The 25611-nt window shown below is 71.8% G+C and carries 20 protein-coding genes, 1 tRNA gene and 1 pseudogene; 15 read left to right on the forward strand and 7 right to left on the reverse strand.

Going from position 1 to position 25611, the window contains the following annotated elements:
* Position 1 precedes the first annotated feature (1 nt).
* Positions 2-1156 carry an acyl-CoA dehydrogenase family protein gene (locus tag JXZ78_RS05630; RefSeq protein WP_030018894.1) on the forward strand — a complete coding sequence of 385 codons (1155 nt, stop codon included), beginning with the start codon at positions 2-4 and terminating at the stop codon, positions 1154-1156.
* Between the two features lie 140 nt (positions 1157-1296).
* On the opposite strand, the gene JXZ78_RS05635 is transcribed toward JXZ78_RS05630, so the two are convergent.
* Positions 1297-2910 carry a beta-N-acetylhexosaminidase gene (locus JXZ78_RS05635; protein WP_030018893.1) on the reverse strand — a complete coding sequence of 538 codons (1614 nt, stop codon included), beginning with the start codon at positions 2908-2910 and terminating at the stop codon, positions 1297-1299.
* Positions 2911-3113: 203 nt separating this feature from the next.
* Between JXZ78_RS05635 and JXZ78_RS05640 the strand changes: the two genes are divergently transcribed.
* Both JXZ78_RS05640 and glmS read left to right on the forward strand, forming a co-directional pair.
* On the forward strand, positions 3114-3389 hold the full coding sequence (locus JXZ78_RS05640; RefSeq protein ID WP_030018892.1) for a hypothetical protein: 276 nt from the start codon (positions 3114-3116) through the stop codon (positions 3387-3389).
* Positions 3390-3461: 72 nt separating this feature from the next.
* Positions 3462-5291, forward strand: coding sequence for a glutamine--fructose-6-phosphate transaminase (isomerizing) (gene glmS / locus JXZ78_RS05645; protein WP_030018891.1), 1830 nt, complete (start codon positions 3462-3464; stop codon positions 5289-5291).
* 744 nt (positions 5292-6035) lie between these two features.
* Here glmS and JXZ78_RS05650 read toward each other — a convergent pair.
* Positions 6036-6557, reverse strand: a complete 522-nt coding sequence (locus tag JXZ78_RS05650) for a universal stress protein (RefSeq protein WP_030018890.1) — start codon at positions 6555-6557, stop codon at positions 6036-6038.
* A 421-nt stretch (positions 6558-6978) separates the two neighbouring features.
* On the opposite strand from JXZ78_RS05650, the gene JXZ78_RS05655 reads away from it, so the two are divergent.
* The 4 genes from JXZ78_RS05655 (at position 6979) to JXZ78_RS05670 (ending at position 9898) form a co-directional block, all read left to right on the forward strand.
* Positions 6979-7251, forward strand: a complete 273-nt coding sequence (locus JXZ78_RS05655; protein WP_238782686.1) for a hypothetical protein — start codon at positions 6979-6981, stop codon at positions 7249-7251.
* A gap of 348 nt (positions 7252-7599) precedes the next feature.
* Positions 7600-9102 (forward strand): GlxA family transcriptional regulator, encoded by a 1503-nt coding sequence (locus tag JXZ78_RS05660; RefSeq protein ID WP_030018888.1) that lies wholly within the window; start codon positions 7600-7602, stop codon positions 9100-9102.
* A gap of 5 nt (positions 9103-9107) precedes the next feature.
* Positions 9108-9716 (forward strand): oligoribonuclease, encoded by a 609-nt coding sequence (gene orn / locus JXZ78_RS05665; protein WP_030018887.1) that lies wholly within the window; start codon positions 9108-9110, stop codon positions 9714-9716.
* Positions 9717-9822: 106 nt separating this feature from the next.
* Positions 9823-9898 (forward strand) — tRNA-His (locus JXZ78_RS05670).
* 168 nt (positions 9899-10066) lie between these two features.
* On the opposite strand, the gene JXZ78_RS05675 is transcribed toward JXZ78_RS05670, so the two are convergent.
* The gene (locus JXZ78_RS05675; protein ID WP_030018886.1) at positions 10067-10717 is read right to left on the reverse strand and encodes an NAD(P)-dependent oxidoreductase; all 651 of its coding nucleotides are present in this window, start codon (positions 10715-10717) and stop codon (positions 10067-10069) included.
* Positions 10718-10852: 135 nt separating this feature from the next.
* Here JXZ78_RS05675 and JXZ78_RS05680 point away from each other — a divergent pair, with 135 nt between their 5' ends.
* The 3 genes from JXZ78_RS05680 to JXZ78_RS05690 all read left to right on the forward strand — a co-directional run bounded on the left by JXZ78_RS05680 (position 10853) and on the right by JXZ78_RS05690 (position 14910).
* Positions 10853-11887, forward strand: coding sequence for an AraC family transcriptional regulator (locus JXZ78_RS05680; RefSeq protein ID WP_238782687.1), 1035 nt, complete (start codon positions 10853-10855; stop codon positions 11885-11887).
* A 331-nt stretch (positions 11888-12218) separates the two neighbouring features.
* Positions 12219-13388 carry a glycoside hydrolase family 5 protein gene (locus tag JXZ78_RS05685; protein ID WP_030025220.1) on the forward strand — a complete coding sequence of 390 codons (1170 nt, stop codon included), beginning with the start codon at positions 12219-12221 and terminating at the stop codon, positions 13386-13388.
* A 97-nt stretch (positions 13389-13485) separates the two neighbouring features.
* The gene (locus JXZ78_RS05690) at positions 13486-14910 is read left to right on the forward strand and encodes a glycoside hydrolase family 6 protein (protein WP_238782688.1); all 1425 of its coding nucleotides are present in this window, start codon (positions 13486-13488) and stop codon (positions 14908-14910) included.
* Positions 14911-15045: 135 nt separating this feature from the next.
* Here the strand turns inward: JXZ78_RS05690 and JXZ78_RS05695 are convergent, their stop codons facing one another.
* Entirely contained in the window at positions 15046-16113 is a 1068-nt protein-coding gene (locus JXZ78_RS05695) for a LacI family DNA-binding transcriptional regulator (RefSeq protein WP_030025221.1), read from the reverse strand.
* Between the two features lie 190 nt (positions 16114-16303).
* Between JXZ78_RS05695 and JXZ78_RS05700 the strand changes: the two genes are divergently transcribed.
* The 4 genes from JXZ78_RS05700 to JXZ78_RS05715 all read left to right on the forward strand — a co-directional run bounded on the left by JXZ78_RS05700 (position 16304) and on the right by JXZ78_RS05715 (position 21161).
* Complete coding sequence (locus JXZ78_RS05700; RefSeq protein WP_030025222.1) at positions 16304-17635, forward strand: ABC transporter substrate-binding protein; 1332 nt, start codon at positions 16304-16306, stop codon at positions 17633-17635.
* A 69-nt stretch (positions 17636-17704) separates the two neighbouring features.
* Positions 17705-18691 carry a carbohydrate ABC transporter permease gene (locus JXZ78_RS05705; protein WP_106968953.1) on the forward strand — a complete coding sequence of 329 codons (987 nt, stop codon included), beginning with the start codon at positions 17705-17707 and terminating at the stop codon, positions 18689-18691.
* Positions 18692-18700: 9 nt separating this feature from the next.
* Positions 18701-19543: a carbohydrate ABC transporter permease gene (locus JXZ78_RS05710; protein WP_030025224.1), complete on the forward strand. Its 843-nt coding sequence runs from the start codon at positions 18701-18703 to the stop codon at positions 19541-19543.
* A gap of 163 nt (positions 19544-19706) precedes the next feature.
* Positions 19707-21161: a GH1 family beta-glucosidase gene (locus tag JXZ78_RS05715; RefSeq protein WP_030025227.1), complete on the forward strand. Its 1455-nt coding sequence runs from the start codon at positions 19707-19709 to the stop codon at positions 21159-21161.
* A 118-nt stretch (positions 21162-21279) separates the two neighbouring features.
* Here the strand turns inward: JXZ78_RS05715 and JXZ78_RS05720 are convergent.
* From JXZ78_RS05720 to JXZ78_RS05730, 3 genes and pseudogenes are all read right to left on the reverse strand, one after another.
* Positions 21280-22206: pseudogene (locus JXZ78_RS05720) on the reverse strand (chitinase); the annotation flags it as partial.
* A 362-nt stretch (positions 22207-22568) separates the two neighbouring features.
* On the reverse strand, positions 22569-24014 hold the full coding sequence (locus JXZ78_RS05725) for a sensor histidine kinase (protein WP_030025230.1): 1446 nt from the start codon (positions 24012-24014) through the stop codon (positions 22569-22571).
* Positions 24015-24105: 91 nt separating this feature from the next.
* Positions 24106-24798, reverse strand: coding sequence for a response regulator transcription factor (locus JXZ78_RS05730; protein WP_030025232.1), 693 nt, complete (start codon positions 24796-24798; stop codon positions 24106-24108).
* A 200-nt stretch (positions 24799-24998) separates the two neighbouring features.
* Here JXZ78_RS05730 and JXZ78_RS05735 point away from each other — a divergent pair, with 200 nt between their 5' ends.
* Positions 24999-25607, forward strand: coding sequence for a hypothetical protein (locus tag JXZ78_RS05735; RefSeq protein WP_030025237.1), 609 nt, complete (start codon positions 24999-25001; stop codon positions 25605-25607).
* The last annotated feature ends 4 nt before the right edge of the window (positions 25608-25611 follow it).

The following is a 25611-nucleotide window of genomic DNA, read 5'->3' on the forward strand; positions in this document are numbered from 1 at the left end:
GATGTCCCTGGACCACCGCCTGTCCCCCGAACTCGAAGAACTGCGGCGCACGGTCGAGGCGTTCGCCCACGACGTGGTCGCCCCCAAGATCGGCGAGTTCTACGAGCAGCACGAGTTCCCGTACGAGATCGTGCGGGACATGGGCCGGATGGGCCTGTTCGGCCTGCCCTTCCCCGAGGAGTACGGCGGCATGGGCGGCGACTACCTCGCCCTCGGCGTCGCCCTGGAGGAGCTGGCCCGCGTCGACTCCTCGGTGGCCATCACGCTGGAGGCGGGCGTCTCGCTCGGCGCCATGCCGCTCTTCCACTTCGGCACCGAGGAGCAGAAGCGCGAGTGGCTGCCCCGGATGTGTACGGGTGAGGTGCTCGGCGCCTTCGGCCTGACCGAGCCGGACGGCGGCTCGGACGCGGGCGCCACCCGCACCACGGCCGTCCGCGACGGCGACGAGTGGGTGATCAACGGCAGCAAGTGCTTCATCACCAATTCCGGTACGGACATCACCGGCCTGGTCACGGTCACCGCCGTCACCGGCCGCAAGGACGACGGCAGCCCGCTGATCTCCTCGATCATCGTGCCGTCCGGCACCCCGGGCTTCACCGTCGGCGCCCCGTACTCCAAGGTCGGCTGGAACGCCTCGGACACCCGTGAGCTGTCCTTCTCCGACGTACGGGTCCCGGCCGGCAACCTGCTGGGCACCGAGGGCCGCGGCTACGCCCAGTTCCTGCGCATCCTGGACGAGGGCCGGATCGCCATCGCGGCGCTGGCCACCGGCCTCGCGCAGGGCTGTGTGGACGAGTCCGTCCGGTACGCCAAGGACCGGCACGCCTTCGGCCGGCCGATCGGCCACAACCAGGCGATCCAGTTCAAGCTGGCCGACATGGAGATGCGCGCCCACACCTCCCGGCTGGCCTGGCGGGACGCCGCGTCGCGCCTGGTGCACGGCGAGCCCTTCAAGAAGGAGGCCGCCCTGGCCAAGCTGTACTCCTCCGAGATCGCGGTGGACAACGCCCGCGAGGCCACCCAGATCCACGGCGGCTACGGCTTCATGAACGAGTACCCGGTCGCCCGGATGTGGCGCGACTCCAAGATCCTGGAGATCGGCGAGGGGACGAGCGAGGTGCAGCGGCTGCTGATCGCCCGCGAGCTGGGCGTGTAGGGCGGCTTTCCGTACGGCTTTCCGTACGGCGTTCCCGTCCGAGCTGCCCCGTACGGCTTTCCGTACGGCACGTACGCCGCGTACGGCACAGGGCGGGACCGGTGCTCCGGTCCCGCCCTGCTGTCGTCGCCGCCGTCAGCTCACTTGCGCCACGGCACCTGCGGGGACCTGTAGTAGTCGAAGCCCATGGCCTCCCAGCGGGGAGCCTGGGACGCCAGCCGGTGCTTGTAGGTGTTCCAGTCGTGCGTGGACCTCGGTGACCAGCCCAGCTCGGCGATGCCGGGCATCCGCGGGAAGGTCATGTAGTCGAGGTGCTGGTTGGTGGAGAGCGTCTCCGTCCAGATGGGCGCCTCGACGCCCATAATCGATTTTTGCGGCGCGCCCTTCAGATACGTCGCGGGGTCCCAGTCGTAGGACCGCTGGACCTCGACGTACCCGGCCCACGCCTTACCGAGCTTGGTGTCCTTGGTGTACTTCATGTCGAGGTAGGACCGGTCGGCCGGGGAGAGGATGAGGCCGGCGCCCTTCCGGGCGGCCGCCGCGACCTGCTCCCGCTCCTTGGCGGGGGTCTTGTCGTAGCCCCAGTACTGCACCGCGGCGCCCTTGGCGGGCGTGACGGCGGTCAGCTGGTGCCACCCTATGACCTTCTTCTTGTACTTCGTCACCAGCGGCTGGACCTTGTTCATGAAGGTCACGTAGTCGGCGTGGCTGGTGGAGTGCGCCTCGTCGCCGCCGATGTGCAGGTACGGGCCGGGGGTCAGCGCCGCGACCTCACGGAAGACGTCGTCCAGGAACTCGTACGTCACCTTCTTGGGCACGCACAGCGAGCTGAAGCCGACCTCGACGCCGGTGTAGATCGGCGGCGCGATGTTGTTGCAGTTCAGCTTCGCGTACGAGGCCAGCGCGGCCTGGGTGTGTCCCGGAGTGTCGATCTCGGGGATGACCTCCATGTAGCGGCTGGCGGCGTACCGCAGGATCTCGCGGTACTGGGCCTTGGTGTAGTAGCCGCCGGGGCCACCGCCGACCTGGGTGCTGCCGCCGTAGCTGGCGAGCCGCGGCCAGGAGTTGATCTGGAGCCGCCAGCCCTGGTCGTCGGTGAGGTGCAGATGCAGCTTGTTGTACTTGTACAGCGCAAGCTGATCGATGTAACGCTTCAGCTGATCGACCGTGAAGAAGTGTCGGGACACGTCGATCATCCCGCCGCGGTATCCGTACCGCGGGGTGTCCGAGATGGTGCCGCCGGCGACCTTCCAGGGGCTGTGCTGCTTGCTGCGCTTCTCGACGGACGGCGGCAGCAGCTGGCGCAGGGTCTGCACGCCGTGGAAGAGACCGGCGGGCCGGGCCGCGGTGATCGTCACCGCGTGCCGGGTGGAGGTGAGGCGGTAGCCCTCGGCGCCGAGCGCCTTGGTGTCCTTGCCGCCCAGGCGCAGCACGATGCCGTCCCGGCCGTCCTTGCCGGTGACCGGCAGCGGATAGCCGGTGGACGGGCGCAGGAGGTCCGCCAGGTAGCCGGCCACCCGCCGGACCTCGCCGGACGCGCCGGGCACCCGGATCTGCGTCCGGCCGCCGATCGTGTAGGGGTCCTTGCCGGGCTTGACGGAGGCGGGTGCAGGGATGACCTGGTCGAGGGCTATCGGCTTGGCGTGGCGGGCGGACGGGCTGCCGCGGTCGGCCGCGGCGGACTGCGCCCCGGCCGTCGACAGGCCGGTCGCCGCCACCAGCAGCAGCGAGCAGAACAGTCTGCTTCGTCTCACGAGATTCCCTTCGGTGGGCTCATCGTGCAGGGCCGTGCGTGGACGTCGTACGTGGCATGGAGCAACCGAACGTCAACATTGAGTACCGCGCGCCCCCCTAGTGGTCAAGGTGGACACCACGTGTGGAGCCATTCGGCGTGTCGCTTGCCCGATATCGGGCAGATTTCTTGCGTAACTCGTTGCGACCCATCAGTATTCATCGGGTGCTCGATCGCCGTTCGCCCCATGAGGACCTCGTCGACCACCTGGTGCGCAGCACGCCGCTACAGCGCGGTGAGGCCGCCCGGGTGGTGCTCGACGTTCTCGCGTACTTCGACGAGACGACCGAGGACTACGTCCGCAGACGCCACCGGGAGCTGCAGTCGCAGGGACTGCGCAACGAGGCGATCTTCGAACGCATCGGCCAGGAGCTGCCGCACCGCGCGGTCCGCCCACCCGAGCTCTCGGCGCGCCAGCTGCGCCGCCTCGTCTACGGCTGAACCGGCCGAGCACGCCGGCGCGCGCCGCATCGTGCGCCACTTGTCCAACTGCCTGACCGGGAGGGTCACCACATGTGCGGGATCGTCGGCTACATCGGTAAGCGGGACGTGGCTCCGCTGCTCCTCGAAGGACTGCAGCGACTGGAGTACCGCGGGTACGACTCCGCCGGTATCGCCATCCACGCCAAGGGCACCGGCAAGGCCGCCGGCGGCCTGAAGACCGCCAAGGCCAAGGGCCGCGTCCGCGAGCTGGAGTCCCGCCTGCCCAAGCGCTTCGCGGGCACCGCCGGCATCGCCCACACCCGCTGGGCCACCCACGGCGCCCCGACCGACGAGAACGCGCACCCGCACGTCGACACCGAGGGCAAGGTCGCCGTCGTCCACAACGGCATCATCGACAACGCCGACGAGCTGCGCGCCAAGCTCACCGCCGACGGCGTCGAGTTCGTCTCCGAGACCGACACCGAGGTGCTGGCCCACCTGATCGGCCGCTCCCAGGCGCCGACCCTGGAGGAGCAGGTCCGCGAGGCCCTGCGGGTCATCGAGGGCACGTACGGCATCGCCGTGCTGCACGCCGACTTCCCCGAGCGCATCGTCGTGGCCCGCAACGGCTCGCCGGTCGTCCTGGGCATCGGCGAGAAGGAGATGTTCGTCTCCTCCGACGTCGCCGCGCTGGTCTCGCACACCCGCCAGGTCGTCACCCTCGACGACGGCGAGATGGCCACCATCAAGGCCGACGACTACCGCACGTACACCACCGAGGGCTCGCACACCTCGGCCCAGCCGACCACCGTGGAGTGGGAGGCCGAGTCGTACGACATGGGCGGCCACGACACGTACATGCACAAGGAGATCAGCGAGCAGGCCGACGCGGTGGACCGCGTGCTGCGCGGGCGCATCGACGACCGCTTCTCCACCGTGCACCTGGGCGGTCTGAACCTGGACCCGCGCGAGGCGCGTGCCATCCGCCGGGTCAAGATCCTGGGCTGCGGCACCTCGTACCACGCGGGCCAGATCGGCGCCCAGATGATCGAGGAGCTGGCCCGTATCCCCTCGGACGCCGAGCCGGCCTCCGAGTTCCGCTACCGCAACCCGGTCGTGGACCCCGACACCCTCTACATCGCGGTCTCGCAGTCCGGTGAGACCTACGACGTACTGGCGGCGGTGCAGGAGCTCAAGCGCAAGGGCGCGCGCGTCCTGGGCGTGGTGAACGTGGTCGGCTCGGCGATCGCCCGGGAGACCCACGGCGGCGTGTACGTGCACGCGGGCCCCGAGGTCTGCGTGGTCTCCACCAAGTGCTTCACCAACACCGTGGTCGCCTTCGGCCTGCTGGCGCTGCACCTGGGCCGTATCCGCGACCTGTCCGTCGCCGACGGCAAGCGGATCATCGAGGGCCTGCGCCAGCTGCCCGGCCAGATCCAGGAGATCCTGGAGACGGAGGACGAGATCAAGAAGCTGGCGGCGGAGTACGCGGACGCCAGGTCGATGATGTTCATCGGCCGGGTGCGCGGCTACCCGGTCGCCCGCGAGGCCTCCCTCAAGCTCAAGGAGATCTCCTACATCCACGCCGAGGCGTACCCGGCGTCCGAGCTGAAGCACGGTCCGCTGGCGCTCATCGAGCCCGCCATGCCGACCGTGGCGATCGTCCCGGACGACGACCTGCTGGAGAAGAACCGCGCCGCGCTGGAGGAGATCAAGGCCCGCAGCGGCCGCATCCTGGCCGTCGCGCACCAGAAGCAGGACAAGGCCGACCACACCATCATCGTGCCGAAGAACGAGAACGAGCTGGACCCGATCCTGATGGGCATCCCGCTCCAGCTGCTGGCCTACCACGTGGCGCTGGCCATGGGCCGGGACATCGACAAGCCGCGGAACCTGGCGAAGTCGGTCACGGTCGAGTAGCCGGCCGGGGGCGGGGGCTGTCTGGGAGCGGGGACTGCCCCGGGGGCCGGTGAGTGTCCGGGGGCTGTCCCGGAAGGAGTCGCCCGCGGGTGGGTGGCCGTCCCGGGGGCGAGTGAACCGCCCGCCGGTCAATGACCGCCCGCGGCCGTGGGGTCCTGTCCACCTCGCGGCCGCGGGTGTCCGTCCGGGTGACGGGCGGCCGGTGGGGAGCCGCCCGTCACCCGGACGATGCGCTTTCGAGGGGGCGGGAGGCGGGGCCCCGCGCGGGCCCCCAGACGCGCGGGGCCCCGCCACCCCGGTTTCCGGCGGCGCCCTTACGCCGGCGGTGGCCGCCTTCCCGGGAACCGTCACCTCCCGGGCGGCAGCACGCTGTTGACGGCCGGAGAGCCGGGCGGCGGACCGCCCCGTCCGCCGGGCGCCCGCGCGCCCCGGGAGCTGCGCCGGCCGCGTCCGGCCGCCCCGGCCGTTCACGCTCCGTTCGCGCTCTCTTGATCGGTTTTCTACCCCTCAGCACCCCGCATTCCACCTCTACGGGCCAGTAAATATGCCGACTGCGCGGTTACGGGGCGCTGGTGACGCTCCCTCACCTCACGCCCCACGGGGTCACGGAGCGTCAGGGGCCTGGCGGGTCGGAAGCATGGCGCGTCAGGGAAACGGCGACCGGTGGCGGTCGGAGATCCGGCGCGGGAGCGGCCCGGCAAGCGGCGGCCGGGAAACCAGGAGGGCGGAAAACCGGGAGGACGGTCAGGGAATGACGATCACGGGCCGCTGCGCCCGCCGGGCCAGCCGTCCCGCGACCGAGCCGAAGATCCGGCCCACGATGCCGTGCGTCGAGCCGACCACGATCGCGTCGGCCTCGTACTCGTGGCCGACCTCTTCGAGCTCGTGGCAGATGTCGCCGCCGCGCTCCACGAGGACCCACGGGATCTCCGCGAGGTGGTCGGCGCAGGCGAGCTCCAGCCCGAGCACTTCCGTACGGTGGTCCGGCACGTCCACGAAGACCGGGGGCTCACAGCCCGCCCAGACCGTCGTGGGCAGCCGGTTGGCCACGTGGACGATGATCAGGCCGGAGCCGGAGCGCCGTGCCATACCGATTGCATACGCCAACGCTCGCTCGCTCGACGTCGATCCGTCGAAGCCGACGACGACACCGTGCCGGAAGGCGGGGTCGCAGGAGTGACGTGTCTGATCCGCCGCTTCGAGGTCCGCCGTCGGATCGGCGACCTGCTTGCGGTCCGCGGGTTCGGGGATTTCGTGACCGGCCATGGTGTCTCGGCGAAGGAGGTCCTTGCGGAGGGGCGGACGGGGAGCGGCGATTGACTTGATCCGGCAGTTGACTGAGCTGGCTTGATCGAGAGGTCGGCCCTGTAGTTCAAAGGGGAACAACACGACCGGGAATCATCTTCCCAATGCCTTACCCCAAGAGTACGGCGCCAGCCCTCCGCTGCCCAGAGCCCCGCGCGGACGGCGGACCCCTGATGCGGGAGCGGCCCCCCGCGGCCACACGGGCGGAGTACCGCTCGAACATTCCCCGGAGCATGCCGGAGCGTGGGCCGGATGGCAATGCCCCGGCCTGCCCCCGTACGTACCCATCGCGGTGACCCATGGACCCCCACAGCCGTTGTAGTACCAGCCTGCCTGGAGGGAGTACGCCGTGCCCGGTCCTTCGAACACATCAGCCGATCCGGTGAGCGATCTCGTCCGCTGGGCGGCGTTCAGCTGTGCCGTGGTGCCCCTCGTCCTCGTCCTGTGCGGCGCGTCCGCCGCCGGGGCGCTCGGCACCGCCGCGGGCCTGGCGACGGTGACCTGTGCCTGCCGGGCCCTGCTGCGCCAGTCCGAGCGCACCGCCGCCCGTCCGTCGCCCGACGAGATCGCCCCGCACCGCGGCCGGCACAGCCGTACCGGGACCGGAGCCCACCGTGGAGGGCGCCGCTCCGAGGGGCGTACGCCGGAGGAATGACGCGCCCGCAAGCCTGCCCAGGTTCGTTTTCGGCCAACTTCGTGCCCGAGTGCATCCCTTGGCAAAAGCGACCCGTAACCCGGGCCTGAGCTGGGAGGAAAGGACCGCGGGGCGTGGTTGCGCCCTACGGCTTACGGGCAGAGGCGAGAGGCGTACTTCCCAGCAGGCCCGACGAGTGGAACGCTTCGTGATCGAATGCTTCGCGCCAAGTTGCCATATCGACATACGAGCGGGTGGTGAACTTGGCACTCCATCCTCACGGGACGCAGTAGATTCGATCTTGGCAATCACGGCGGGGGAACAGTGCAGGACCGAGAGGGCGAGACGACCGAGGGGGGCTTAAGTGCCATGAGCCAGGACTCCGCTGCCGTACCAGATGCCGCACGCAAGCTCGCCGCCCGACGACGCCGCGAAATAGTCGCGGTGCTCCTCTTCAGTGGCGGCCCGATTTTCGAGAGCTCCATTCCGCTCTCGGTCTTCGGCATCGACCGCCAGGACGCGGGTGTTCCGCGGTACCGACTACTTGTGTGCGCGGGCGAAGATGCGCCTTTGCGCACCACCGGGGGGCTCGAACTGTCGGCCCCCTACGGGCTGGAGGCGATCGCCCGCGCGGGCACCGTCGTCGTTCCGGCCTGGCGGTCCATCACACAGGCACCACCACCGGCCGCGCTGGACGCGCTGCGCCGGGCGCACGAAGAAGGGGCCCGCATCGTCGGGCTCTGCACGGGGGCCTTCGTGCTCGCCGCCGCAGGGCTCCTCGACGGCAGGCCCGCGACCACCCACTGGATGTACGCGCCGACGCTCGCCAAGCGTTATCCGTCCGTCCATGTCGATCCCCGCGAGCTCTTCGTCGACGACGGCGACGTGCTGACCTCCGCGGGGACCGCCGCCGGCATCGACCTGTGCCTGCACATCGTCCGTACCGACCACGGGGCGGACGCGGCCAACGCGCTCGCCCGGCGGCTGGTGGTCCCGCCCCGGCGCACCGCGTCGGACCTGGGGCACCAGAGGTACCTGGACAGGTCATTACCGGAGGAGATCGGTGCGGACCCGCTCGCCGAGGTCGTGGCCTGGGCACTGGAGCACCTCCACGAGCAGTTCGACGTGGAGACGCTGGCGGCCCGCGCCTACATGAGCCGCCGTACCTTCGACCGCCGGTTCCGGTCCTTGACCGGGAGCGCTCCGCTGCAGTGGCTGATCACCCAGCGCGTCCTCCAGGCACAGCGGCTGCTGGAGACCTCGGACTACTCCGTGGACGAGGTCGCCGGACGCTGCGGTTTCCGGTCGCCGGTCGCCCTGCGCGGCCACTTCCGGCGGCAGTTGGGCGCCTCGCCCGCGGCCTACCGCGCGGCGTACCGCGCGCGCAGGCCGCAGAACGGGGTGCCCGAGCAGGCCACCCGGTCGGACCGGCCGGAGCGCGGTGAGCGCGCCGGTGCCGGTGCGGACCGGTTCGCCGCTGCCGCGGCGGGACATCTGCCGGGGGGCCACGGACCGCTGCACCACGGGCAGGCGTCGCACAGCCAGGCGACGCACGCCCAAGGGGGGCTCGGTCCGGGCGGTCACACGCAGGGCCACCCCCAGAGCGGTCACGGTCCGGGCGGGCACCCCCAGGGGTCGCACGGCGGACACGGGGGGCACGGCGGTCCGGGCGGGCACGGGTCGGGCGGCCAGCCGGGGCACAGTACGGCGGGCCACAACCAGCCGGTGCACAGCCAGGCCACCGCGCTCGCGCCGACAGAGCCGGGCAAACCGGAATCCGACGCCTATGCGCCGAGGCTTCCGGAACAGCCCGCCGGGCGGCCGGCCGGCCGCCCGGTGCTGCCCAGTCAGCGGGAGCGCCCCGTAGGGTGAGGCGTATGAACGATCGCATGGTGTGGATCGACTGCGAGATGACCGGGCTCTCGCTGGCGAACGACGCGCTCATCGAGGTGGCCGCCCTGGTCACCGACTCGGAGCTGAATGTCCTGGGCGACGGGGTGGACATCGTGATCCGCCCCCCGGCCGAGGCCCTGACCACCATGCCCGAGGTCGTGCGCCAGATGCACACCTCCTCCGGGCTGCTGGCCGAGCTGGACAGTGGCACCACACTGGAGGACGCACAGGAACAGGTGCTCCAGTACCTCAAGCAGCACGTACCGGAACCCGGCCGGGCACCGCTGTGCGGCAATTCCGTCGGCACCGACCGGGGCTTCCTGCTCCGCGACATGCCGGAGCTGGAGAGCCACCTGCACTACCGGATCGTGGACGTGTCGTCCGTGAAGGAACTGGCCCGGCGCTGGTATCCGAGGGCGTACTTCAACAGTCCGGAGAAGAACGGGAACCACCGGGCGCTGGCGGACATCCGTGAATCCATCGCGGAACTCCGCTACTACCGGGAGGCGGTCTTCGTGCCGCAGCCCGGCCCGGACTCGGACACCGCGAAGGAGATCGCGGCCAGGCACGTCCTGCCCGCGGACCCGGAGTGACGCGGCTCGCTCCCGGCCTGACCAAAGCCGGGAGCGAGCACCCCTCCAGACCCTGTACACTTTTCTCAGCCGGTGGGGAACAAGACACCACACAGCACCGGTCATGGTGGGTATAGCTCAGCTGGTAGAGCACCTGGTTGTGGTCCAGGATGTCGCGGGTTCAAGTCCCGTTACTCACCCCAACGAGTAGGGCCCCCGGACGTGAAAGCGTCCGGGGGCCCTAGTCGTTGGCGGGGGTGGAGGCCCGGGGCCGAGGGCCCGCCTCCAGGAAATGGCGGGTGTGACGGCTGACACATCCACAGGACAGCACCCCGCGGGGCGCTGTCCCGGTGGGCCGCCGCCCCGCGGGCTCAGTAGCCGACGGTGAAGCGCTCCCCGATGTGCCGCGGCTTCTCGATCTCGTCCAGGAGGGCGACGGCGTAGTCCTCGGCGGTGATCCGGCTGGTGCCGTCCGCGTCGGCGACCAGGTCGTCCAGGGCGGTGCGGTAGGTGCCGGTCCGCTCCCCGGGCTCGATCAGGGCGGCCGGGCTCACGTTGGTCCAGCGCACGTCCGTGACGGTGCGGTAGAAGTCCAGCGCGTCGCCGTGCGCGTGCATGATCTGGAGCAGGAACTCCGGCAGGCCCTCCGCGTCCCAGACCTGCTTGCCGTCCGGCGTACGGAGCGAGCCGGCGCCGCCCACGGAGATCAGCCGGGGCGCGTCCTCGCCCAGCGTGCGGACGCCCGCGACCAGGGACTCGGCCGAGGGCTTGATCGTCGCGAGGTGGCCCGGGCCGTCGCCGCCGCCCACCGCGCTGACCAGGACGTCCTGGCCCTGGGCCGCGGCCGCCACGGAGACCGGGTCGAGGATGTCGCCGGTGGTCACGGTCAGGTTCGGGTCGGTCTTGGTGATCTTCGCGGGGTCGCGGACGACCGCGGTGACCTGGTGGCCGCGGCGCAGCGCCTCGTCGAGGACGCGGCTGCCGATGGTGCCGTTGGCTCCGAAAATGGCGATCTTGGACATGGCGGTACTCCCTGTGCCCCTTCCGGGGCCTGGTCTGGCGTGGGTCTTGCTTTCCGTTTTCCGTCATCAGCCGCGCTGACGTCTTCTACGCTAGGGGCGCGAACACGACATACCGGGGTAGGCACGGGACCATTGATGGTGAAAAACCGACACGCCACACAGGAAGCCGGGGAGAGCATCCCGGAAGTCCCCTTCACCGCGCCGGCCGGGCGGCCCGCGGGGGTGGAGGTGCTGACCCTCGCCGAGCTGCGCGAGCGCGCCGACGCCTGCGCCCTCGCCGTACCGCACCGCCCGGACTTCCACCATCTCCTCGTGGTGGACACCGGACATCTCCGGCACACCGTGGACTTCCGAAAGTATGAGCTGTCCGCGAATGACTGGATGTGGGTGCGTCCGGGCCAGGTTCACCACTTTGGTGACTTGTCCGGTGCGGAGGGGCGGCTGGTGCTGTTCGAATCCGGCTTCCTCGACCCGGCGACGGCGGCCGCGGCCCGGCTGGAGGACTGGTTCGGCCCCGCCGTGCACCGGCCGGAGGGAGCGGAGGCGCAGGCGGTGGAGAACGCCCTGCACCACCTCCACCAGGAATTCGGGGCACTGCGCGGCCTGCCCCTGGAGACGCACATCGAGGTGCTGCGGCACCTGCTGGCCGTACTGGTCCTGCGGGCCGCCCGGCTGTCCGCACGGGATGCGGGAGTACGGGATGCGGGAGTACGGGGCAGGGGCGTACGGGGCGGGGGTGCCGGGGACGGGAGCGTCGGGGGCGGGGGCGCCCGGGGGCCGGGGGCGCGGGACGACGGGCGGGCGACGGGCGGCGGGGTCGACGGCGGCGGCGTCTGCGAGGCGAGCGAGACCTTTCTCCGCTTCCGCGACGCGGTGGAGCGCGGCTTCACCCGCAGCCGCCGTGTCGAGGACTACGCGCGGGCGCTCGGCTACTCGCCCCGCACCCTCTCCCGCGCGACGGCCGCCGCCACCGGGGTGGGCGCGAAGGAGTTCATCGACCGCCGCGTGGTGCTGGAGGCCAAGCGGCTGCTGGCCCACGGCGACCAGACCGCCGCCCGGATCGCCGTACGCCTCGGCTTCGCCGACGCCGCGAACTTCGCCAAGTTCTTCCAGCACCGTACGGGCAGTACGCCGATCTCCTTCCGTACGGAGGTACGCGGCCCGGCGTGAGGGTGTGCCGGGGAGCGGCCGGCGCGCCGGAGGGGGCGCGGGCCGGGAGGCGGGCGCGCCGGAGGGGCGCGTGCCAGGGAGGAGGGCGCGCCGAAGCGGACCGCGCGCCGGTTCGTTTGCCGGGGACCAGTGGGAGCGCTCCCAAGGATTGGGGCGGGCGAGCGGTCCGTCAAGAGGGCAGGCCCACGCGTCCGACGCGGCTGCCCGTGGCGGGAATTACGCAACTCCTCTGGGAAACCGGGCGAGTTGGCACTAGCCTCCGTGCAACCAGTGGGAGCGATTCCATCCGTCGCGGGCCGCCCATGCCCGCGTACGACCCGAGGAGTCGCTCATGCGCAGACCGTTACGCCTGTACGCCTTGGCAGTGGCCGCGGTGCTCGCTCTGCCGGGCGCGTCCCCGCCGGCCGAGCCCGCCCCGGCCGCAGCCGTGTCCACCGCGTCCTCCGTGTCCTCCGTGTCCACCGCGTCCTCCGCTCCCTCGGCCGCGCCGCCCCAGCTGCGGGTCGAGGGCAACCGTTTCGTCGACCGCGCCGGCGCCCCGTACCGCCTGCTCGGGGTGAACCGTTCCGGCGCCGAGTTCTCGTGCGTACAGGGCCGCGGGATCTTCGACGGGCCGGTGGACGACGCGTCCGTCGCGGCCATCGCGGGCTGGGGCGCCAACACCGTCCGCGTCCCGCTCAACGAGGAGTGCTGGCTGGGCACGGCCAACATCGACCCCCGGTACGCGGGCGCCGCCTACACCTCGGCCGTACGCGACTACGTGCGGCGGCTGATGGCCCACGGCCTGACGCCAGTCCTCGAACTGCACTGGAGCCACGGCCGCTACACCGGCCCGTCGGCCGGCTGCGCCGACGAACACGCGAGCTGCCAGAAACCCATGCCGGACCGGCGCCACTCCCCCGCCTTCTGGTCCTCGGTCGCCGGCGCCTTCAAGGACACGCCCGAGGTCGTGTTCGACCTGTTCAACGAGCCGTACCCGGACCGCGCGACCCCGGACACCGAACGGGCCTGGACCTGCTGGCGGGACGGCGGGAACTGTCCCGGCATCGGCTACGAGGTCGCCGGGATGCAGACCCTGCTGGACGCCGTACGGGCCACCGGCGCCCGCAATCCGGTCCTGGTGGGCGGCCTCGCGTACGCCAACGACCTCAGCCGGTGGACCGCGTACGCGCCGAAGGACCCGGCGGGCAATCTCGCGGCCGCCTGGCACGTGTACAACTTCAACGCCTGCGCCGACGAGAGCTGCTGGTCCCGGACGCCGGGGCCGGTCGCCGAGCGCGTACCGCTCGTCGCGGGCGAGATCGGCGAGAACACCTGCGCCCATGCCTTCACCGACCGCGTCATGCGGTGGCTGGACGGGCGCCGGGCGTCGTACCTGGGCTGGACCTGGAACACCTGGGACTGCGCCGCCGGACCGGCCCTCATCCGCGACTACGCCGGGACGCCCACCGCGTACGGCGTGGGGCTGCGTGATCACCTGCGCGCCGTGAACCCGTCGTGAGTCCGCAGTGAACCCGGCGTGGGTCTGCCGTGAACCCCGCGTGAGTCCGCGGCCGAGACACGTACTGGATTCCGTACCGAGAAAGGACGACCCGCTCATGAGACGTTCCGCTGAACACCTTTCCCCCGCACCCGGCCGGCGCCGCGCCGACCGGCAGCGCGCCGCCCGGCACCGCACCCGCGCCGTCGCGGTCGCGGCCTGCGCTCTGCTGGCCGCCGCCGGTACCGCCGATGTCCTGCCCGGCACCGCACACGCCGCACCGGCCGCCGCCGCCCGTGTCGACAACCCGTACGCGGGCGCGGGCGTCTACGTGAACCCGGAGTGGTCGGCGAAGGCGGCGGCCGAGCCGGGCGGCGGCAAGGTCGCCGGGCAGCCGACCGGCGTCTGGCTCGACCGCATCGCGGCCATCGGCGGCACCGGCGGCTCGATGGGCCTGCGCGGCCACCTGGACACCGCCTTACGGCAGGCGGCGGGCCGGCCGCTCGTCGTCCAGCTGGTCATCTACAACCTGCCGGGGCGGGACTGCGCGGCGCTCGCCTCCAACGGCGAACTGGGCCCGACCGAGATCGACGCGTACAAGTCCCGCTACATCGACCCCATCGCGGCCGTCCTCGCCGACCCGAAGTACGCGTCGCTGCGGATCGTGACCACCGTGGAGATCGACTCGCTGCCCAACCTCGTCACCAACACCGGCGGGCGTGCCACCGCCACCCCGCAGTGCGACGCCATGCTCGCCAACGGCAACTACGTGAAGGGCGTCGGGTACGCGCTCGACAAACTGGGCGCGGTCCCGAACGTCTACAACTACGTGGACGCCGGACACCACGGCTGGATCGGCTGGGACGACAACTTCGGCGCGTCCGCGCGGCTGCTGCACCAGGCCGCCACGGCCGAGGGCAGCACGGTCGACAAGGTGCACGGTTTCATCACCAACACCGCCAACTACAGCGCGCTCAAGGAGGAGAACTTCGCCCTGGGCGACAGCGTGGCGGGCCGGTCGGTGCGCGAGTCGAAGTGGGTGGACTGGAACCGTTACGCCGACGAGCTGTCGTTCGCCCAGGCGTTCCGCCAGGAGGCGGTGCGGGCCGGGTTCCGCCCGGACGTGGGCATGCTGATCGACACCTCGCGCAACGGCTGGGGCGGTGCCGCCCGGCCCGCCGGCCCGGGGCCCCGGACGAGTGTGGACGCTTACGTGGACGCGGGCCGGTACGACCGCAGGCTGCACGTCGGCAACTGGTGCAACCAGGCGGGGGCGGGGCTGGGCGAGCGCCCGCGGACGGCTCCGGCGGCCGGCATCGACGCGTACGTGTGGATGAAGCCGCCGGGTGAGTCGGACGGTTCGAGCTCGGCCGTCCCGAACAACGAGGGCAAGGGCTTCGACCGGATGTGCGACCCGACGTACGAGGGCAATCCGCGCAACAACTACCACCGGTCGGGCGCCCTGCCGGACGCGCCGCTGTCCGGGCACTGGTTCCCGGCGCAGTTCCGGGAGCTGCTGAAGAACGCGTATCCGGCGGTGTAGGGCTACGCGCCACGCAGCGCCGGGGCCCGAGCCGGAGCGCACGGCTCCGGCCCCGGGGCGCGCACCAGCCCGTCCCAGGCGCCGGTCCGGGGCTGAGACACGGGCCCCGGGCCGGCGCCTCGCGCCTCGCGCCTCTCAAGACGATTGCCGTCGCACCAACTCCGTCGGGAGTACCAGGTGCGGCCCGGCCTGGCCCGTCGCGGAGCGCGCATCCGGCCCGCCGCCCTCCGCTTCCCCGGTGATCTGCGCCATCAGCAGCCCCGCCATCGCCCGGCCCATCTCCTCGATCGGCTGGCGGACGCTGGTGAGCGGCGGGTCCATGTGCCGGGCGATGGCGGAGTCGTCGAAGCCGACCAGGGCCACGTCGTCCGGGATGCGGCGGCCCGCCGTCCGCAGTTCCTGCCGGGCGCCCGCGGCCATCACGTCGGAGGCGCAGAAGACGGCGTCCAGGGCGGGGCGGCGGGTGAGCAGTTCGCGCAGGGCGCGCCGTCCGCCCTCCTCGGTGAAGTCCCCGTGGGCGACTAGGGCGTCGTCCTCGGGGTGGCCGGCGGCGCGTACGGCCTGGCGGTAGCCGTCGAGGCGGCAGTGGGCCACGTACATGTCCAGGGGCCCGGCGATGGTGGCGACCTGGCGGCGGCCGCGGCCGATGAGGTGTTCCAGGGCGCTCTGCGCGCCGCCGGTGTTGTCGGAGTCCACGTACGGAACCAGTTCCCCGGCGGTGCGGCGGCCGTTCAGGACGGTCGGGATCGCCATCCGTCCCAGCAGGTCGGGCAGCGGGTCGTCGCCGTGCACGGAGACCAGCAGGACGCCGTCGACGCGGTGCGCGGCGAGGTAGTCGGCGAAGCGGCGCCGTTCCTTGGACGTGCGGATCAGGGTGAGCAGCAACTGCATGTCGTGGTCGGCGAGTCCGGCGCTGACGCCGCGCAGGATGCCGGAGAAGTAGGGCTCGGCGAAGAGCCGGGTCTCGGTCTCCGGTACGACCAGGGCGACCGTGTCGGCGCGGTTGCCGGCCAGGGCGCGGGCGGCGCGGTTGGGTACGTAGCCGAGGTCGGCCACGGCCTGCTGCACCAGGGAGCGGGTCCGTTCGCTGACCCGGGGCGAGCCGTTGATCACGCGGGAGACCGTGCCGCGGCCGACGCCCGCGCGCGCGGCGACCTCTTCGAGGGTGGGCCTGCCGCCCCCTCGACGTCCGCCTGATGCCATCGCCGCCTCCGCTTGCCGTCCTGCCCGTACATTCAACAACGAACCGCCGGGCGGGTGTTGGCGCGCGAGCCCTTGACATGCGTGCCCGGGAACGGCGACCCTTCACCTCATCACGACTGGGAGCGCTCCCACCGTACTGGACACCCCACCTTCCGCACGCACGGTCTGCAGGGCACCAGGAGGAGACGCCATGCGAACGACGATCCGCGGCACCCGCCGGCGGGCGGTGGCCCTGACGGCCGCCGTCGCGCTCGGAGCCGCACTGCTCGGCGGCTGCGCCGAGGACAGCGACGCCCCGGGCGCGAAGGGCTCGTCGGGAGCCGCCGCCGGGAAGACCACCCTGACGGTCGGTGTCTTCGGTGTCTTCGGCTACAAGCAGGCCGGGCTCTACGACGCGTACATGAAGCTCCATCCGGACATCACGATCAAAGAGACCTCCATCGAACGGAACGAGAACTACTACCCGCAGCTGCTCACCCACCTGAGCACGGGCAGCGGGCTCGCCGACATCCAGGCGGTCGAGGTCAACAACATCGCCGAGGTCACCGCCACCCAGGCGGGCAAGCTCGTCGACCTCTCGAAGGCGCCGGGTGTACGGAAGGCCGACTTCATCCCCTGGAAATGGGCGCAGGCGACCAACGCGAGCGGCAAGACGGTGGGGCTCGGCACGGACATCGGGCCGATGGCGATCTGCTACCGCAAGGACCTCTTCGCCAAGGCCGGGCTGCCGACCGACCGCGACGCGGTGGCCAAGCTCTGGGCCGGCGACTGGGGGAAGTACCTCGACGTCGGCAAGCGCTTCCAGGACAAGGCTCCGGCGGGCACGTCCTTCGTGGACTCCGCCTCCGGCGTCTACAACGCGGTGATCTCCAGCAGCGCCGAACGCTATTACGACCGCGAGGGCAAGCTGGTCTACAAGGACAGCCCGTCGGTGCGGCAGGCGTGGGACGCGGCGATGCGGGCGGCGACGGGCAGACTGACCGCCCGGCTCCAGCAGTTCCAGAAGTCCTGGGACCAGGCGTACGCCAACGGGCGCTTCGCGACCGTCTCCTGCCCGCCGTGGATGCTCGGCTACATCAAGGAGAAGTCCGGGGACAACGGCCGCGACAAGTGGGACGTGGCCGCCGCGCCCAAGCCGGGGAACTGGGGCGGTTCCTTCCTCGCCGTACCGGAAGCGGGCCGGCACAAGAGCGAGGCGGCCAAGCTGGCGGCCTGGCTGACCGCGCCCGAGCAGCAGGCGAAACTCTTCACGAAGCAGGCCAGCTTCCCCAGCGCCCGGGCGGCGTACGGGCTGCCCGCGGTGTCCGGCGCCAAGCATCCGTACTTCGGTGACGCGCCGATCGGCAAGATCTTCGCCGCGGCGGCCGAAGGCATCCCCGACCAGGTGCTCGGCCCGAAGGACCTCACCGTCAACCAGAACATCACCGATGTGGGGGTGCTCCAGGTCGACCAGCAGGGCAAGACCCCCGAGCAGGGCTGGCGGGCAGCGGTCGAGTCGATCGACAACGCGCTGGACCAGTGAGCCGTGGACGGCCGGACGACCCGCTCCCCCGACAGCCCCGCTACCGACACCCCCGCTTCCGGAAGCCCCGTGTCCGACAGGTCGGCTTCCGAAACTCCCGCTTCCGACAGGCCTGCTCCCGACAGCCCCGCCGCCGTCCGCGCGCGGGAACGCCGCAGCCGCCGCTACCGACGGGACCTGCGCTGGAGCCCGTACCTCTTCATCGCCCCGTTCTTCCTCTTCTTCGCCGCCTTCGGGCTCTTCCCGCTCCTCTACACGGGATGGGCCGCACTGCACCGTGTGGAGCTGACCGCGCCCACCGACATGGAGTGGGCCGGGCTGCGCAACTTCACCCGGCTGCTCGGCGACGACTTCTTCTGGAACGCCCTCGGGAACACGTTCGTCATCGGTGTCCTGTCGACCGTCCCGCAGCTGCTGATGGCGCTGGGCCTCGCGCATCTGCTCAACTACCGGCTGCGCGGCTCGATGTTCTTCCGGGTGGCGGTGCTCACGCCGTACGCCACGTCGGTGGCCGCCGCGACGCTGGTGTTCGTCCTGCTCTTCGGGCGCGACTACGGGCTGGTCAACTGGCTGCTGAGCACGGTCGGCGCGGACGGCGTCGACTGGGAGAACGGTTCCTGGACCTCCAAGCTGGCGGTCTCCACGATCGTCGTCTGGCGGTGGACGGGGTACAACGCGCTGATCTACCTGGCCGCCATGCAGGCGATACCGCACGACCTCTACGAGTCGGCGGCGCTCGACGGCGCCTCCCGGTGGCAGCAGTTCCGGTACGTCACGATCCCGTCGCTGCGGCCGACGATCCTGTTCACCTGTGTGGTCTCGACGATCGGCGCCACGCAGCTGTTCGGCGAGCCGCTGCTGTTCAGCGGGAGCGCCGGCGCCTCGGGAGGCGCCGACCACCAGTACCAGACGCTGGGCCTGTACCTGTACGAGCAGGGGTGGGTGAACCTGCATCTCGGCCGGGCCTCGGCCATCGCCTGGACGATGTTCCTGATCCTGCTGGTGATCGCCGCGGTCAACGCGCTGATCGCCCGCCGGCTGCGCACGAGCCAGTGAGGAGGAGCCATGACAGCCCGACGCGCCGGCCGGCAGCTGCACGGCGGCAAGGTGACCTACGCGGTGCTGATCCTCTTCACCGCGGGCTCGCTCTTCCCGCTGCTGTGGACCGCCGTCGCCGCTTCCCGGAACAACACCCGGCTCGCCCAGACGCCGCCGCCGTTCTGGTTCGGCGGGAACCTGCTCAAGAACCTCGGTACGGCCTGGTCCGACGCCAACATGGGCGCGGCGCTGCTGAACACCACGGTGGTGGCCACGACGATCGCGGCGGGCACGGTGATCTTCTCGACCGTCGCCGGGTTCGCCTTCGCCAAGCTGCGCTTCCGGGCGAAGAAGCTGCTGCTGTTGCTGGTGATCGGCACGATGATGGTGCCGCCGCAGCTCAGTGTCGTACCGCTGTTCATGACCGTCGCCGAGCTGGAGTGGACCGACCAGTTGCAGGCCGTCATCCTGCCCACCCTCGTCAGTGCCTTCGGGGTCTTCTTCATGCGGCAGTACCTGCTCCAGGCGCTGCCCACCGAGCTGATCGAGGCGGCCCGCACGGACGGCGCGAACAGCTGGCGCGTGGTGTGGCACGTCGTCTTCCCGGCCGCCCGGCCCGCGATGGCGGTGCTCGGCCTGCTCACCTTCGTCCAGGCGTGGAACGACTTCTTCTGGCCGATCATCGCGCTGACGCAGAACGGCAACCCGACCGTGCAGGTCGCGCTGACCGGCCTCGGCCGCGGCTACATTCCCGACCAGTCCGTGATCATGGCGGGCGCGCTGCTCGGCACGCTGCCGCTGCTCGTCGCGTTCGTCCTGTTCGGCAAGCAGATCGTCGGGGGGATCATGCAGGGCGCCGTCAAGGGCTGACCGGTGAACGGCCGCGCCGCTCCGCCGGGCCCGTACGCCCCGCCGTACGGGCCGGGCCGCCCCCGTGAACCACTCGCACCGCACGCGCCACCTGCACCAATCGCGCCACGCGCTCCGTACGGCCCGTGCCGTACGCCGCGTCCTCGTGAACGGGAGTACCGCCATGTCCTGCCCCCTTCGTTTTCCGCCCGGCTTCGTCTGGGGTGCGGCCACCGCCGCCTATCAGGTCGAGGGCGCCGCCCGGGAGGGCGGCCGCACCCCGTCGATCTGGGACACCTTCAGCCACACCCCCGGCAAGGTCGCCGGGGGCGACACCGGTGACGTCGCCGTCGACCACTTCCACCGGCGCCACGAGGACGTGGAGCTGATGTCCGCCCTCGGACTCGGTGCCTACCGCTTCTCCGTCTCCTGGCCACGGGTGCAGCCGACCGGCCGCGGCCCCGCCGTGCAGCGCGGCCTCGACTTCTACCGCCGGCTCGTCGACGACCTTCTCGCCCACGGCATCCGGCCGGTGCTCACGCTCTACCACTGGGACCTGCCGCAGGAGTTGGAGGCCGACATCCACGGCGGCTCCGCCTCGGGCGGCGGCTGGCCGCACCGGGACACCGCGCAGCGCTTCGCCGACTACGCGGCGATCGTCGCGGACGCCCTCGGCGACCGTGTCGAGTGGTGGACCACCCTCAACGAGCCGTGGTGCAGCGCGTTCCTCGGCTACGGGTCGGGGGTGCACGCACCCGGCCGCACCGATCCGGAGGCCGCGCTGCGCGCCGCGCACCACCTCAACCTCGCGCACGGGCTCGCCGCCCAGGCACTGCGCGCCGCGCTGCCCGCCCGCGGCCGGATCATGATCAGCCTCAACCCGGCGGCCGTACGGGCCCGCACCGGAGCGCCCGAGGACCTGGAGGCTCAGCGGCGGATCGACGCGCTGGCGACGCGTATCTTCACCGGGCCCCTGCTGCGCGGCGCGTATCCCGCGGACCTCCTCGCGGACACCGCGTGTATCACCGACTGGACCTTCGTCCACGATGGCGACCTCGCCGTCATCAAGCACCCCCTCGACGCGCTGGGCATCAACTACTACACACCCACAGTGGTATCAGGCGGCACTGACAACGCCCCCCTGCCGCGGCACGACGGGCACGGCGCCGGGGCCGGTTCGCCCTGGCCGGGTGCCGACCGGGTGGCCTTCCATCAGCCGCCGGGCGACCGTACGGCGATGGGCTGGTCGGTGGATCCGACCGGTCTCTACGACCTGCTCATGCGCTTCCACCGGGAGGTTCCGGGGCTTCCCCTGTTCATCACCGAGAACGGCGCGGCCTACGACGACCGTCCCGACGCCGAGGGCGCGGTGCACGACCCGGAGCGCATCGCCTACCTCCACGGCCACCTCGCCGCCGCGCACCGCGCGGTCACCGACGGCGCCGATCTGCGCGGCTACTTCCTGTGGTCGCTGATGGACAACTTCGAATGGGCGTACGGCTACAGCAAGCGCTTCGGCTCGGTGTACGTGGACTTCACGACGCAGGCCCGTACGCCGAAGTCGAGCGCCCATTGGTACGCGGGCGTGGCGCGGACCGGTGAACTTCCCGCGCCGCGGACCGATGTGACCGCCTCATGAGGGCGGCGGGACACAGCGGTGGGGGGGTGGCCGCTGTGTCCCGCCCGGGGATGTGGCTCGGTGCTGCGTCCGGCCGGACTGGTGCGTGGCGCCGGCCGGCTCGCGCAGGTGCCGCACTTCAGTACGCGCCGAGCGCCTTGGTGAAGTCGAGCGGCTTCTGCGTTATGGAACTGCACGTCGGCTGTGCGGAGTTCTGCGGGCCGCCCGGACAGGCCTTGTCCCGCGTCGAGGACCACATCGACAGCCAGGCGAGGTGCTTGGACTGAGCGAATGTGACCAGTTCCTTGGCGTCCTCGACCGTGAAGATTTCCTTCTGTACGTCGTTGACACCGATCATCGGGGTCACGGCAACGGCCTTCCAGGCGGCCGCTTCACCGAGGCCGAGCGTCTTCTTGAGCTGCGCCTGGGTGGCGGTGGCCGCCTGGACGGCGTACCGGCCCATGTCGCCGTCGTAGGAGGCGCCGTAGTCCATCGCCATGATGTTGACGGCGCCGATCCGCACGCCGTTCTTCTTGGCGTCGGCGATCAGGTTCACACCGTCCTGCGTCAGCCCCTCGGGCATGACCGGCAGCGTGAAGGAGACGTCCAGCCCCGGGTGCTTCTTCTGGAGCTGCGCGATCGCCCGGGCCCGTCGGGTGTTGGCGGCGGCGTCCGGCAGCGCGCCGCCCTCGATGTCGAAGTCCACCTTCTTGAGCGCGAACTTGTCGATGACCTTGCCGTAGGCGGCGGCCAGCTCGCCCGCCGACTTGCAGGCCAGCGCCAGCTCGGAGCCGTTGGCGCCGCCGAAGGAGATCCGTACGTCGCCGCCGGCCTTGCGCAGAACCGGGATCTGCCGGGCCACGGCGTCGTCGCCCAGTCCGCCCGAGCCGCCCCACTTCGGTTCGCAGCCGCCGCCTCCGGAGGTGACGAAGGAGAGGTTGAAGGTCTTCACCCCGGTCTTCTTCGCGGTGCCGGCCAGGTCGTACACGGGGTACAGGGACGTGTCGACGTACGGGGAGAAGGCGCTGCCGGCCGTGGCCGCCGTACCGCCTTCGGGCGCCTTGGTGGCCAGTGCCGAACCGGCGACGGCGAAGGCCCCGCCCGCCGCCAGCGCGGCCGCCGCTGCCGTACCGATCAGCTTGGCCTTGCGGGTCTTACGACGGCGGTGTGCCGAGGAACTCATGTCGTGCCTGCCTGTTCGTCGTGGGGGCGGTGGTGCGGTGGTGCGTCCCGCACGCTAGCGATCAGCAAACGGACAAAAGGCGGTTTCGGTGCGGCAGATGGAAGCCTTATGGCGCCGTTAAGGGAACGAAAGGGACCGGTTAAGAACGGAGGGCGCACCGGCCCCGACGGAGCCCGGCTGCCGGTCCGGCGACGGCACGGCCACGGCTCCGGCTCCGGCTCCGGCTCCGGCTCCGGCCGCATCGTTCACTCCCCGCCACTGCCGCCCTGTGCACGCCCCGCCGCCCGCCGCCCCCGTGACCGTCCGAGGCGCCGTCCCAGCCGTCGGCGCAGCCGGTGCCCGGTGTGCCGGCGGCGTCCCGCCCGCGCCCGCCGTGCGCCGTCCAGCGCCAGCCACACCCGTACCTCGGTGCCGCCCAGTACGGACCGGCCGATCCGGACGTCCCCGCCGGTCGTCTCCGCGAGCCGCCGCACGATGTCCAGGCCGAGCCCGGTGGATCCGTCGCCGCCGTCCCCGTGGCCGCGCCGCAGGGCCGCGTCCGGGTCGTCGATGCCCGGGCCCGCGTCCGAGACCAGCACGATCACCGCGTCCTCGGCGTTGTGCACGTCCACCGCGAAGGCGGTGCCCTCGGGGGTGTGCCGGAAGACGTTGCCGAGCATCGCGTCCAGGGCCGCGGCGAGGTCGGGGCGTGCGACGGGGAGGCGTACCGGCCGGTCCGCGCCCGCGACGCGCACCGTGCGCCCCTCGTCCTCCGCGAGCGCCGACCAGAAGCCCATCCGCTCCCGGATCACCTCGGCCGCGTCGCAGCCGGCCGCCGCGGCCGCCTGCTGGGCGTGCGCCCTCTGCTGCCGCGCGGTACGGATGATCTGGTCGACCTCGCGCTCCAGCTGGGCGACCGCCTCGCGGGTCTGGTCGGCCGCCGGGCCCTCGCCGAGGGAGGCGGCGTTCAGGCGCAGCACGGTCAGCGGGGTGCGCAGGCGGTGCGAGAGGTCCGCGGCCAGCTCGCGTTCGTTGGCCAGCAGCTGGACGACCTGGTCCGCCATCGCGTTGAAGGCGGCGGCCGCCGCGCGCAGTTCCCTGGGGCCGTCCTCCCGTACCCGTACGCCCAGCTTGCCCCTGCCCAGGTCGTGGGCGGCGCCGGCCAGCCGCTCGGCGGGCCGCACCATACGGGTGCCGAGGCGGTCGGCGACGGCGACCGAGCCGACGACCAGCGCGAGGCCGACGGCCGCCAGCAGCGCCCACGAGGTGGTGACGCCGTTGGTGAGCGCGGCGTCCGGCACGTACACCTCGACCACCGCGATGCCGGCGGCCACGGCGGTGGGCTGGAGCAGGACCGAGCCGCCGGGCACCGGAGTGACGGAGGCGCGGCCGAGGTCGACCGCAGCGTCGACGTCCGCGGGCCGGGCCCGCCGGGACCCGATCCCGGCCGGCTCACCGCCCTTGCCGTCCGCCGGCACATGGACGCCGATACGCCCTTGGGCGCCGCTCTCGGTGCTGGCGACGGCACGTTCCAGCTGCGCGTGGTCGGTGGTGATGGCCAGGACGGGCCCGATGGTGGCCGCCTGCCGCTCGGCGTTGGAGAACGCGCGGTCCTTGGCCATCTCCTTGACGACGAGCCCGAGCGGTACGGCGAAGGCCACCACGACCATCGCGGTGACGGCCAGACATACCTTGACCAGGGCCCATCTCACGGCGTCGGCTCCGGAGGGGCCGCCGGGCGCGGCCCGGTCCGCGCGGGCGGCTCCGGCGCGCACGCACCGCGGCGCCCCGTGCGCGGGGGCGTCACAGCGGCGGCTCCAGCTTCACGCCGACCCCGCGCAGGGTGTGCAGGTACCGCGGCCGCGCGGCCGTCTCGCCCAGTTTGCGGCGCAGCCAGGAGAGGTGGACGTCGATGGTCTGGTCGTCGCCGTAGGACTGCTGCCAGACCTCGGCGAGGAGTTCCCTGCGGGGGACGACGACGCCCGGCCGGCCGGCGAGGAAGGCGAGCAGGTCGAACTCGCGGCGGGTCAGGTCGAGCGCCGTACCGTCCAGTTCGGCCTGGCGGCGCAGCGGGTCGATGCTCAGGCCGCCCACCTGGAGCACCCGGGACGGCGGCTCGCCGCCCGCCGCGGCGCTCCGGGAGCGGCGCAGTACGGCGGCCATCCGGGCGGAGAGGTGCTCCACCGAGAACGGCTTGGTCAGGTAGTCGTCGGCCCCGTCGTTCAGCAGACGGACGATCTCGGCCTCGTCGTCCCGCGCGGTGGCGATGATCACGGGTACGTCGGTGATCCCGCGCAGCATCTTCAGGGCCTCCGCCCCGTCCAGGTCGGGCAGGCCGAGATCCAGGATGACGACGTCGAAGCCGACGTGGGCCACCTCGCGCAGCGCCTCCAGGGCCGTACCGACGCTGCGTACCGTGTGGGACGCCTCGGTCAGGTGCCGGATGAGGGCGGAGCGCACGAACTGGTCGTCCTCGACCACGAGCACACTTGCCATGGGCGGCACCGTACGCCATTCGAGGGCTCTTCTTTACCTGAGGTTGACGCCGTGGGCCGTACCATCGGCCCGCATTTCAGCGGGTGTTGCCCGCCGCACCCGCCCTGTCCCGCAACCTCCCGCGATACCTCCTTCGTTCCGCCCGCTGCGGGCCCTCCGGCCCGCCGGCCCGGCGGGGTGCGTGATGCAATATGAGCCGGATGCACAGAGGACTGGTTCACACAGCGGCCTGGACGCTGGCGACGGGCGCCGCCGTCACGCTGTCGTGGTTCGGGGTGCACACGGTGCTGGCCGGGACGGCGTACGACCCGCCGCGCGCGCTCCCGCTCTCCGACAGCACGCCGTCCGCGTCCACCGGTACCGACGGCGGAATCTCCCCCCGCGCCTCCTCCACGCACCGGCCCAGGCCGACCGCTCCGGCCTCCCCCCGCCCCGGGCAGTCCGCCGGACCGGACGATCGGCCCGGAAAGGACGACAGCGGCACGTCCGGCGGTGACGGAAGCACGTCCGGCGGTGGCGGAAAAGGTACGGGCAGCGGCCCGCACCCGCCGCCCGGTACCGACGCCCCGGCCGGGACGGGCAGCACGGTGAAAAGTTTCTCCACCGCGGGCGGCCGGGTGGTCGTCGACCTCGGTGCCCACTCCGCCCAGTTGGTGTCGGCCACCCCGGAAACGGGCTGGGAGATGCAGGTGTGGCAGCAGGACCAGTGGCTCCGGGTCGACTTCCGGGGCGGCACGGGACACACCTCGGTCATCTGCGCCTGGAACGGGCACCCGCCGACGGTCGAGACGGACAACCACGCGACATAGAGCC

The organism is Streptomyces monomycini, from assembly GCF_022271435.1.
Lineage (GTDB): Bacteria > Actinomycetota > Actinomycetes > Streptomycetales > Streptomycetaceae > Streptomyces > Streptomyces monomycini.